9 protein-coding genes and 1 rRNA gene are annotated in these 11,049 nt (G+C 72.0%); 5 read left to right on the top strand and 5 right to left on the bottom strand.

The window, feature by feature from the left end; all coding sequences use genetic code 11:
• Positions 1 to 175: DAK2 domain-containing protein (locus KS423_RS26270; RefSeq protein ID WP_224282244.1), on the top strand; the 175-nt coding region annotated here is incomplete at its 5' end.
• Between the two features lie 64 nt (positions 176 to 239).
• Here KS423_RS26270 and KS423_RS26265 read toward each other — a convergent pair.
• The gene (locus KS423_RS26265) at positions 240 to 1,424 is read right to left on the bottom strand and encodes a PP2C family protein-serine/threonine phosphatase (RefSeq protein WP_224282243.1); all 1,185 of its coding nucleotides are present in this window, start codon (positions 1,422 to 1,424) and stop codon (positions 240 to 242) included.
• A gap of 178 nt (positions 1,425 to 1,602) precedes the next feature.
• Here KS423_RS26265 and KS423_RS26260 point away from each other — a divergent pair, with 178 nt between their 5' ends.
• Together KS423_RS26260 and KS423_RS26255 are read left to right on the top strand one after the other, a co-directional pair.
• Positions 1,603 to 1,821: a heavy-metal-associated domain-containing protein gene (locus tag KS423_RS26260; RefSeq protein ID WP_224282242.1), complete on the top strand. Its 219-nt coding sequence runs from the start codon at positions 1,603 to 1,605 to the stop codon at positions 1,819 to 1,821.
• Positions 1,822 to 1,889: 68 nt separating this feature from the next.
• Positions 1,890 to 4,211: a cation-translocating P-type ATPase gene (locus KS423_RS26255; RefSeq protein WP_224282241.1), complete on the top strand. Its 2,322-nt coding sequence runs from the start codon at positions 1,890 to 1,892 to the stop codon at positions 4,209 to 4,211.
• A 79-nt stretch (positions 4,212 to 4,290) separates the two neighbouring features.
• Here KS423_RS26255 and KS423_RS26250 read toward each other — a convergent pair whose 3' ends face one another.
• The 3 genes from KS423_RS26250 to KS423_RS26240 form a co-directional block, all read right to left on the bottom strand.
• Positions 4,291 to 5,010 carry an SDR family NAD(P)-dependent oxidoreductase gene (locus tag KS423_RS26250; RefSeq protein WP_224282240.1) on the bottom strand — a complete coding sequence of 240 codons (720 nt, stop codon included), beginning with the start codon at positions 5,008 to 5,010 and terminating at the stop codon, positions 4,291 to 4,293.
• 560 nt (positions 5,011 to 5,570) lie between these two features.
• The gene (locus KS423_RS26245; protein ID WP_224282239.1) at positions 5,571 to 6,860 is read right to left on the bottom strand and encodes a citrate synthase; all 1,290 of its coding nucleotides are present in this window, start codon (positions 6,858 to 6,860) and stop codon (positions 5,571 to 5,573) included.
• A gap of 226 nt (positions 6,861 to 7,086) precedes the next feature.
• A complete protein-coding gene (locus KS423_RS26240; RefSeq protein WP_224282238.1) occupies positions 7,087 to 9,324 on the bottom strand; it encodes an ATP-dependent RecD-like DNA helicase in 2,238 nt (745 codons plus the stop codon).
• 194 nt (positions 9,325 to 9,518) lie between these two features.
• On the opposite strand from KS423_RS26240, the gene KS423_RS26235 reads away from it, so the two are divergent.
• A complete protein-coding gene (locus KS423_RS26235; RefSeq protein WP_224282237.1) occupies positions 9,519 to 10,310 on the top strand; it encodes a VOC family protein in 792 nt (263 codons plus the stop codon).
• 99 nt (positions 10,311 to 10,409) lie between these two features.
• Positions 10,410 to 10,871 (top strand): GNAT family N-acetyltransferase, encoded by a 462-nt coding sequence (locus KS423_RS26230; protein WP_224282236.1) that lies wholly within the window; start codon positions 10,410 to 10,412, stop codon positions 10,869 to 10,871.
• Between the two features lie 63 nt (positions 10,872 to 10,934).
• Here KS423_RS26230 and rrf read toward each other — a convergent pair.
• Positions 10,935 to 11,049: ribosomal RNA gene (gene rrf / locus KS423_RS26225) — 5S ribosomal RNA — on the bottom strand; the annotation flags it as partial.

Raw genomic sequence — 11,049 nt, 5'->3', positions numbered from 1 at the left:
GTCGGCGGCCGCGGCCGCCGACGCCGCCGAACAGGGCGCCCGCGACACCGTCCCGCTCCAGGCCCGCAAGGGCCGCGCCTCCTACCTCGGCGAACGCAGCATCGGCCACCAGGATCCGGGCGCCACCTCCACTGCCCTCGTCTTCCGCACCCTCGCGGACGTCACCGCCGCCTGAGCCTCCCTTCCCCCGCGCAGTTCCCCGGGCCCTCCTGCCCGCGCAGTCCCCCCCCCGGGCCCCGTCAGGGGCGCGAGGGGGCGTCCGTCCGCGCGATCAGCAGCAACAGCGCGTCGTCCCGCAGCTCCCCACCCGTGTGCGCCAGCAGGTCCGCGTACACCCGCCCCACCGCCGCCTCCAGCTCCCCCTCCGAGCGCGCGGCTCCCCGCACCAGCGGCCCGACCCGCTCCACCAGCGGGTAGAACTCCCCGCTCGTCCGGTGCCGCGCCTCGATCACCCCGTCCGTGCAGAGCACCAGCACGTCCTGCGCCCCGAACGGCTGCCCCCAGGTGGTCGGCTCCCCCGCCGCCAGCCGGCCGAGCCCCAGCGGCACCCACGGGTCCGGCGCGTGCAGCACGTGCGCCCGCCCCTCGCCGTCCACCCGGATCGGCGGCACGTGCCCGTACTGCAGCAGCTCCATCGTCCCCGGCGTACGGAACTCCGCGAACAGCGCCGTGGTGAACTCCCCGTCCGGCACGTGCCGTTCGACACTGGCCTCGATCCGCGCCGCGACGCCCCGCAGCCCGGCCTCGTCGTACGCCGCCTCGCGGAACGCGCCCAGCACCACCGCCGCGGTCTGCACCGCCGCCAGTCCCTTGCCCCGGACGTCCCCGACCGCGACCCTGGTGCCGTGCGGCGTCTGCAGCACCGAGTACAGGTCCCCGCCGATCCGTGAGGCGTCCGCCGCCGACACGTACCGCACGGCGAGCCGCAGCGGCCCGACGGTCGGCCCCGGCAGCTGCAGCAGCGCCCGCTGGGCGGCCTCGGCGACGGAGCTGACGGCCGCGAAGGCCGCCGCGCGCCGCATCCGGATCTTGGCGACCCAGGCCGAGAACAGCGTCAGGACGACGTAGCTGATCATCGCCCCGTACAGGAAGCGGACGTCGTTGATGGTGGCGGCCCGGTCGTAGTGGCTGAGCCCGAACACCGCGAGCAACCCGAGCGAGCAGACCAGGAGCAGCTCGCCGGGTTTCAGGGTCAGCGCCGCGATGGTGGGCACCACGGTCATCAGCGGGGCCAGGTAGCGGTCCTTGCCGGAGAGGAAGTCCGCGAGCGCGACCAGCAGGACGGCGCTCAGCGCCGGGGCGGCGCGCCGCCAGAACGGCACGTCCTGGAGGTCGGCGGCGAGCAGGGCGCCGCGCTGCCGGTCAGGCGGCAGTCCGGCTGCGGTGGGAGTCGAGGGAGACTGGGCGCGGCGGTGCGGAAACACATATCGAACATAAGGGACGATCACGACAAAGGCCCGGCCGGCCCTGAGCCCGTGCGGCGCGAGACGGCCCACCCCACCGCCCCTGTGAATACCCTAGAGGGGTATGGTGTCAGAAGAGTCGTTGACAGCGCCGCACCCGGGCGAACGCCCGGGCCGCCAGACCTCCCGGAGGCCTCCGATGTCCAGCACCATCACCTACACCGTGTCCGGCATGAGCTGCGGCCACTGCGAGAAGGCCATCAACGAGGAGGTCTCCGCCCTGGCCGGGGTCACCGAGGTCACCGCCGACGCCCAGGCCGGTACCGTGACGATCTCCTCCGCCTCCCCCTTGGACGAGGAGCAGGTGCGCGCCGCGGTCGACGAGGCCGGCTACGAGCTGGTCGGCCGCAGCGCCTGAACCACCCGGGGCGGCGGGGGCCTGCGCAGCATCCCCCGCCCTCCGCCTGCACCAAGGAGCTGATCCGCATGAGCACGTCCGCCCCGGACCTCGGGGCCCGGGACCGGGTCGAGCTGTCGATCGGCGGGATGACCTGCGCCTCCTGCGCGGCCCGGATCGAGAAGAAGCTCAACCGGATGGACGGCGTCGAGGCCACCGTCAACTTCGCCACCGAGAAGGCCCGGGTCGGCTTCGGCCCCGGCACCACGGTGGAGGACCTGATCGCCACCGTCGAGCGCACCGGCTACACCGCCGAGCTCCCCCCGCCCCCGGCGCCCGCCGCTCCCGAACCGGCCGCCGGCGCCCCGGCCCCCGAGCGGCCGGCCGCCGACCCCCAACGGGACCGGCTGCTGATCAGCACCGTCCTCAGCGTCCCGGTGGTCCTGCTGTCGATGGTCCCGGCCCTCCAGTTCACCGACTGGCAGTGGCTGGCCTTCGCGCTCACCGGCCCGGTCGTGGTCTACGGCGGCCTGCCCTTCCACCGCGCCGCCTGGACCAATCTGCGGCACGGCGCCGCCACCATGGACACCCTGGTCTCGCTCGGCACCCTGGCCGCCTTCGGCTGGTCCTGCTGGGCGCTCTTCTGGGGCCACGCCGGCATGCCCGGGATGCACCACGACTTCTCGCTGTCCATCGGCGACACCGACGCCTCCGCCACGCTCTACCTGGAGACCGCCGCCGCCGTCACCGTGTTGATCCTGCTCGGCCGCTACCTGGAGGCCCGTTCCAAGCGCCGGGCCGGCGCCGCGCTGCACACCTTGCTCGATCTCGGCGCCAAGGACGTCGCCGTCCTCCAGTACGAGGGGGGCGGGCGCGAAGCGTCCTCGGACAAGGGCGACGGTGGGCGACGGGTGGGGCGCGAAGTACGGCTGCCGGTGGACCGGCTGACCGTCGGCACCCACTTCGTGGTCCGGCCGGGCGAGAAGATCGCCACCGACGGCGTGGTGGTGGAGGGCGCCTCGGCGGTGGACGCCTCGATGCTCACCGGCGAGTCCGTCCCGGTCGAGGTCACCGTCGGCGACGCCGTCACCGGCGCCACCGTCAACGCGGGCGGACGCCTGGTGGTCGAGGCCACCCGGGTCGGCGCCGACACCCGGCTCTCCCGGATGGCCAAGCTGGTCGAGGAGGCCCAGAACGGCAAGGCCGCGGCCCAGCGGCTGGCCGACCGGATCTCCGCGGTATTCGTCCCGGCCGTCATCCTGATCGCCCTGGCCACCCTGGTGGTCTGGCTGCTGGTCACCGACAGCCCCACCGAGGCGTTCACCGCCGCCGTCGCCGTGCTGATCATCGCCTGCCCGTGCGCCCTGGGCCTGGCCACCCCGACCGCGCTCATGGTCGGCACCGGCCGGGGCGCCCAGCTCGGCATCCTGATCAAGGGTCCCGAGGTCCTGGAGACCACCCGCACGGTGGACACCGTCGTCCTCGACAAGACCGGCACCGTCACCACCGGCCGGATGACCCTGGTCGCCGTGCACACCCGGGAGGGCGTGGACGGGGCCGAGGCGCTGCGCCTGGCCGGCGCCGTCGAGCACGCCTCCGAGCACCCGATCGCCCGGGCGATCGCCGAGGCCGCCGCCAAGGCCGGCGAACTGCCCGCCGTCGCGGACTTCCACAGCGTGCCCGGACGGGGCGTGCAGGGGGTCGTGGCGGGCCGCACGGTGGTCGCCGGGAGCGAGGCCCTGCTGGCCGACCGCACGCAGCACCTGCCGCCCTCCCTGGCCCGCGCCAAGGCCGCCGCCGAGGCGGCCGGCCGCACCGCGATCGCGGTCGGCTGGGACGGCGAGACCCGGGCCCTGCTGGAGGTCGCCGACGCGGTCAAGCCGACCAGCGCCCAGGCCGTCGACAGGCTGCGCGCACTGGGCCTGACCCCGGTCCTGCTGACCGGTGACAACCGGGCGGTGGCCGAGGCCGTGGCGGCCGAGGTCGGCATCGCGCCGGAACACGTGATCTCCGAGGTGCTCCCCGAGGACAAGGTCGCCACCGTCAAGCGACTTCAGGCCGAGGGCAGGGTCGTGGCGATGGTCGGCGACGGCGTCAACGACGCGGCCGCGCTCGCCCAGGCCGACCTGGGCCTGGCGATGGGCACCGGCACCGACGCCGCCATCGAGGCCGGCGACCTCACCCTGGTCCGCGGCGACCTCCGCTCGGCGGCCGACGCCATCCGGCTCTCCCGCAAGACCCTGGGCACCATCAAGGGCAACCTGTTCTGGGCCTTCGGCTACAACGTGGCGGCCCTCCCGCTGGCCGCCGCCGGCCTGCTCAACCCGATGATCGCGGGGGCCGCGATGGCCTTCTCCTCGGTCTTCGTGGTCACCAACAGCCTCCGGCTGCGCCGCTTCCAGCCCGACTGAGCCCGGATGTCGGAGGGCCCCGGACCGGTACCGCCGGTACCGGTCCGGGGCCCTCACGCGAACGGGGCACTCCGGGGCCTCAACGCCCCAGCAGCTCACCGCCGTTGCAGTGCAGGATCTCGCCGGTGATGAAGCCGGCCTCGGGCGAGGCCAGGAAGTGCACCGCCGCGGCGACCTCGCCGGTCTCGCCGATCCGCCCGAGCAGGGTGCGGGCGGCCCGGCGGGCGACCTCGGCCTCGTCCAGCCGCGGCCCGAAGAACTCGGTACCCGCGACCGTACCCGGCGCGACGATGTTGGCGGTGATGCCCGAGGTGCCCAACTGGGCGGCCAGGAAGTGGTTCCAGGCGTGCAGCGAGGCCTTCGCCGCACCGTACGAGCCGGCCCCGCGCAGGGCGGCGATGGAGCTGATGGTGACCACCCGGCCGGAGCCCGGGGTGAGCCGGTCGCGGACCGACTCCGTGAGCAGCACCACGGTCAGCACGTTGCGCTCGAAGTCGCCGCGCCAGCGCGCCAGCAGGGCGTGCGGCCCGCCGCCGACCACGGTCTCCCGGCTGCCGGCGTTGTTGACCAGGACGTCGATCCGCTCGGGCAGGTCGGCGAGCGCGGCCTCGACGGCGTCCGGATCGGCGAGGTCGCACACCAGCGGGGTGACGTTCGGCCCGAGGTCGGCCGCGGCCTTCTCCAGGACCTCCCGGCGGCGGCCCACGATCACCACGTGGTCGCCTGCCTCGACGAACCGACGCGCGACTTCGTACCCGATTCCCGTGCCACCGCCGGTGACGACGACGTTCCTGGACATCTGCCCACTCCCTCCCCAGTCCCGCCGTCGCGCTGCGAATGTGCGCGACGGTCCGTACCGGAATGCCACGATTCCTATCACGCTCGGTTGCCGTGACTGCGGGGAGGGTGACGTCCCGCACGAGTGAACGTGTGATATGGGCGTGGTACGACGTGCACACGGAGCGTGGCGAGAGGCAGCTCACACCCCCCGGGCGTAACTTCTCGCACCCTGATACGTCTTAGGTTGGTAGTGCGGCAGTTTTTCCGATGGGCGGGGACACGCTGAACGGCAACGTGTTCCCGCGCTTCCACCGGGCTGTCGCCGACGGGGCTCCGGCGGGCCCCGGGAACGGTCGTCGGTCTCGACGGCCGCCGCGCACGACGCCGGGGTTCTGGCGGGCCAGGGACGCTTTGAGCGGCCGTCCCCGGTTGCGGCCGGCCCCGGAGTCGTGCGCCGTTCGGTTCCGTCCCCGCGCGGGCCCTCGGGCACGCCACCGGGGCGCGAAGGGGCCCGGCCGCTCAGGCAGCGGCCGGGCCCCTCTCAGCTTCCGTGCGGGCCGGCGAGCGGCTCCGCTCCGGTCAGCGGGCGTCCAGCGGCACGTAGTCGCGGATCGCGGTGCCGGTGTAGATCTGGCGCGGACGGCCGATCCGGCTGGTCGGGTCGTTGATCATCTCGTGCCAGTGGGCGATCCAGCCCGGCAGCCGGCCGAGCGCGAACAGCACGGTGAACATGCTGGTCGGGAAGCCCATGGCGCGGTAGATCAGGCCGGTGTAGAAGTCCACGTTCGGGTACAGCTTGCGCGAGATGAAGAAGTCGTCCTTGAGGGCGTGCTCCTCCAGCTTGAGCGCGATGTCCAGCAGCTCGTCGCTCTTGCCGAGCTGGCCGAGGACCTCGTGCGCGAGCAGCTTCACCTGGGCGGCGCGCGGGTCGAAGGCCTTGTAGACCCGGTGGCCGAAGCCCATCAGCTTGACGCCGGCTTCCTTGTTCTTCACCTTCGTGATGAAGGAGTCGACGTCGCCGCCGTCCTTCTGGATGCTCTCCAGCATCTCCAGCACGGCCTGGTTGGCGCCGCCGTGCAGCGGGCCCCACAGGGCCGAGATGCCGGCCGAGATCGAGGCGAACAGGTTGGCGTGGCTGGAGCCGACCAGGCGCACGGTGGAGGTCGAGCAGTTCTGCTCGTGGTCCGCGTGCAGGATGAGCAGCTTGTCCAGCGCGTTGACGACGACCGGGTTGAGCTCGTAGTCCTCGGCGGGGACGGCGAAGGTCATCCGCAGGAGGTTCTCGACGTAGCTCAGGTCGTTGCGCGGGTAGACGAAGGGCTGGCCCATCGCCTTCTTGTACGCGTACGCCGCGATCGTCGGCAGCTTGGCCAGCAGGCGGACGGTCGACAGGTGGCGCTGGGCCGCGTCGAACGGGTTGTGGCTCTCCGGGTAGAACGTGGACAGCGCGCCGACGACCGAGGACAGCATGGCCATCGGGTGGGCGTCCCGCGGGAAGCCCTGGAAGAAGCGCTTGACGTCCTCGTGCAGCAGGGTGTGCTGGGTGATCTCGCGGTTGAACTCCGCCAGCTGGTCCGCGTTCGGCAGCTCGCCGTTGATCAGGAGGTACGCGGTCTCGATGAAGCCGCCCTCGGAGGCGAGCTGCTCGATCGGGTAGCCGCGGTACCGCAGGATGCCGTTGTCACCGTCCACGAAGGTGATCGCGGACTTGTACGCGGCGGTGTTACCGAAGCCGTTGTCCAGGGTGACCAGGCCGGTCTGCGGGAGCAGCTTCGAGATGTCGAAGCCGGAGTTGCCCGCAGTGCTCTCGACGACGGGGTACTCGTACTCGCCGTCCTGGTACCGCAGTACTACCGAGTTGTCGCTCACGTCTTCCTCACCGACGAAATGAATCCTCTTCCAAGGTGCCCTGACTGTCTCTACCATCCCCCATCCGGAGGACAGTCGCGCACCCGGGGTGACCCGAAAGGGCCCGCCCCTACAAAACCTGCCGCCGCAGCCGGTACGAACCGGACAAGATCGGCACCCACCCTAGGCTCTGCCGTAAATCTCTTCACGTCAAGAGAACATTAGAGGCAACCATCCCGTTGGATAATCATCCAGCTGTCAGCCGATGGTCGAGCGCGGTATGCCTCCGACCTGCACTGACGGCCCGGACGGCCTGCCCGATCGCCCTGCGTGACCCCACCAGCACGACGAGTTTCCGAGCCCTGGTCACAGCGGTGTAGAGCAGGTTCCGCTGGAGCATCGTCCAAGCGGACATGGTGACCGGAATCACCACCACCGGGTACTCGCTGCCCTGCGAGCGGTGGATCGTCACCGCGTACGCGTGGGCCAGCTCGTCCAGTTCGTCGAAGTCGTACGCCACCTCCTCGTCCTCGTCGGTGAGCACCGTCAGCCGCTGGTCGTCCACGCTGAGGGCGGTCACCACTCCCACTGTGCCGTTGAAGACGCCGTTCCGCCCCTTGTCGTAGTTGTTGCGGACCTGGGTGACCTTGTCCCCCACCCGGAACGTGCGGCCGCCGAACCGGCGTTCGGCCAGCCCCTCCCGGGCCGGCGTCACCGCCGCCTGGAGCAGGGCGTTCAGGTTCCCGGCGCCGGCCGGGCCGCGGTGCATCGGCGCCAGCACCTGCACGTCCCGGCGCGGGTCGAAGCCGAACTTCTGCGGGATCCGGCGCGCCACCACGTCCACCGTCAGCCCGGCCGCCCGCTCCGCGTCGTCCTCGGCGAACAGGAAGAAGTCCGCCAGCCCCTCCGTCAGCGGCGGCCTGCCCTCGTTGATCCGGTGCGCGTTGGTCACCACGCCGGACTGCTGCGCCTGCCGGAAGATCCTGGTCAGCCGCACCGACGGGATCGGCCCGCCCTCGGCCAGCAGGTCCCGCAGCACCTCCCCGGCACCCACCGAGGGCAGCTGGTCCACGTCCCCCACGAACAGCAGGTGAGCACCCATCGGCACTGCCTTGACCAGCTTGTTCGCCAGGATCAGGTCCAGCATCGAGGCTTCGTCGACCACCACGAGGTCCGCGTCCAGCGGCCGGTCCCGGTCGTACGCGGCGTCCCCGCCCGGCTTCAGCTCCAGCAACCGGTGCACCGTGGAGGCCTCCACCCCGGTCAGCTCCGCCAGCCGCTTCGCCGCCCGGCCGGTCGGCGCCGCCAGCACCACCTTCGCCCGCTTCGCCAGCGCCAGCGTCACGATCGACTTCACCGTGAACGACTTGCCGCACCCCGGACCGCCCGTCAGCACCGCGACCTTCTCGGTCAACGCCAGCCGCACCGACTGCTCCTGCTCCGGCGCCAGCTCGGCCCCGGTCCGCTTCGCCAGCCAGTCCAGCGCCACCGGCCAGTCCACGTTCCCGAACCACGGCATCCGGTCCGCGTCCGATCGCAGCAGCCGCACCAGCTGGTTGGCCAGCGAGATCTCCGCCCGGTGGAACGGCACCAGGTACACCGCGGTGACCGGCTCGCCACCCTCCCCGGGGACCGCCTCGCGCACCACCCCCTCGGCCGCCACCAGCTCCGCCAGGCAGTCGATCACCAGCCCGACGTCCACCTGGAGCAGCTTCACGCCGTCCGCGATCAGCCGCTCCTCCGGCAGGAAGCAGTGCCCCTGGTCGGTGCTCTGCGACAGCGCGTACTGCAGGCCGGCCTTCACCCGCTCCGGGCTGTCGTGCGGAATGCCCACCGCCTGGGCGATCCGGTCCGCCGTCAGGAAGCCGATGCCCCACACGTCCGAGGCCAGCCGGTACGGCTCGTTCTTCACCACCCCGATCGAGCCGTCGCCGTACTGCTTGTAGATTCGCACAGCCAGCGAGGTCGACACCCCGACCCCCTGCAGGAAGACCATCACCTCCTTGATGGCCTTCTGCTCCTCCCAGGCCGCCGCGATCTTCTTCGTCCGCTTCGGCCCCAGCCCCGGCACCTCGATCAGCCGACCCGGCTCGTTCTCGATCACCTCCAGGGTGTCCAGCCCGAAGTGCTCCACGATCCGCTCGGCGAACCGCGGCCCGATCCCCTTGATCAGCCCCGAGCCCAGGTAGCGCTGGATCCCCTGGATCGTGGCGGGCAGCACCGTGGTGTAGTTCTCCACCGTGAACTGCCGCCCGTACTGCGGGTGCGAGCCCCACCGCCCGTGGAGCCGCAGCGATTCGCCGACCTGCGCCCCGAGCAGCGCGCCCACCACCGTCAGCAGGTCGTTCGCGCCCCGGCCGGTGTCCACCCGGGCCACCGTGTAGCCGGTCTCCTCGTTGGCGTAGGTGATCCGCTCCAGCACGCCCTCGACCTGCGCCAGCTGGCGCGGCACCTGCTGCCCGGACTGCGCCGCCTGCTTGCTCACCGGACCCCCTTCGACCGGTACGGGTGAATCGACTCCGCTACGCACCGTACCGCCCCGCCCCGACAACCCCCGCCGTTCCGATCCCGCAGCTCCTGCCGTGCACCGCCCCGGCCGAGGTGCCAGGCTGGGAGGCACCGAGGGGGGCCCGCTGTCGACCGCGCCCGCCCGGGCCCCGTCCTAGGAGCAGTGCCGCCATGCTCAACACCGACTTCCGCCCCGGTTCCCCGGACTGGCTCGACCTGAGCAGCCCCGACACCCGGGCGTCCGTCGACTTCTACACCGCGCTGTTCGGCTGGACCTTCGACTCGGCCGGTCCCGAGGCCGGCGGCTACGGCTTCTTCCAGCTCGACGGCCGGACCGTCGCCGCTCTCGGCCCGCTCGCCGACGAGAGCGTCCCTCCCGGCTGGACGCTCTACTTCGCCACCGAGGACGCCGACCGCACCACCGCCTTGGTCGAACAGTCCGGCGGCCGCGTCCGGTTCGCCCCCTTCGACGTCTTCACCGCGGGCCGGATGGCCGGCTACACGGACCCGACCGGCGCCGACTTCGCGGTCTGGCAGCCGCACGACACCCGGGGACTGGACCTCGTCACCGAGGAGGGCAGCCTCTGCTGGGCCGAGTGCTACAGCATCGACGCCGAGCGTGCCAAAACCTTCTACCGCGCCGTCTTCGGCTGGCAGGAGCAGGACGTCCCGCTCGGCGAGGCGATGTACACCGTCCTCACCCCGGCCGGCGGCGGCACCGACGACGCCCACGGCGGCATCATGCAGCTCGGCCCCGAGCACACCGCGCGCGGCACCAGCTCGCACTGGCTCCCCTACTTCGAGGTACCCAACACCGACGCCAGCATCGCCATCGCCGGCACCCTCGGCGCGACCGTCCGGATCCCGGCCATGGACGTGCACGGCGTCGGCCGCCTGGCCCAGCTGGTCGACCCGCACGGCGCCGTCTTCGCCGTCATCACCAGTGCCAGGCCCGGGGAGTGACGCCGGGTGGGGTCCCGCGGCCCTTCTGAAGGGCCGCGAAGGGGTGCTACGGGCGTAGACAGGGTGTGGTGGCGGAAGAGGTACTTCTAGTCTCTGATCATGACTGAAACGGCTGTTCTGACGATCCGGCGGGCCACCGCCGAGGACCTGCCGGCGATCGTGGCCATGCTGGCCGACGACCCGCTGGGCGCCACCCGCGAAAGCCCCGACGACCTCACCCCCTACCGCACCGCCTTCGCCCGCATCGACGGCGACCCGCACCAGCACCTGATCGTCGCCGACCGGGCCGGCCGCACCATCGGCACCCTGCAACTCACCGTCGTCCCGGGCCTCTCCCGAGCCGGCGCCACCCGCACGATCATCGAGGGCGTCCGCATCCACGCCGACGAACGCGGCAGCGGACTGGGCAGCGAACTGATCCGGTGGGCCGTCGAACGCTCCCGCGAACTCGGCGCCGACCTCGTCCAGCTCACCTCCGACGCGACCCGTACGGACGCCCACCGCTTCTACGAACGGCTCGGGTTCACGGCCTCGCACGTCGGATTCAAGCTCAAACTCTGACTCCGCCCCGGAAATGCGAAGAACCCCCATCCGGGACCCGGATGGGGGTTCTTCTGAAGAATTGTTCGGCGGCGTCCTACTCTCCCACAGGGTCCCCCCTGCAGTACCATCGGCGCTGTAAGGCTTAGCTTCCGGGTTCGGAATGTAACCGGGCGTTTCCCTCACGCTATGACCACCG

Origin of the sequence: Streptomyces sp. LS1784 (assembly GCF_020103755.1) — a bacterium.
Taxonomy (GTDB): Bacteria; Actinomycetota; Actinomycetes; order Streptomycetales; family Streptomycetaceae; genus Kitasatospora.
Note: the sequence above shows the minus strand (reverse complement) of the source record. Positions and strands in the feature narration are given on the sequence as shown.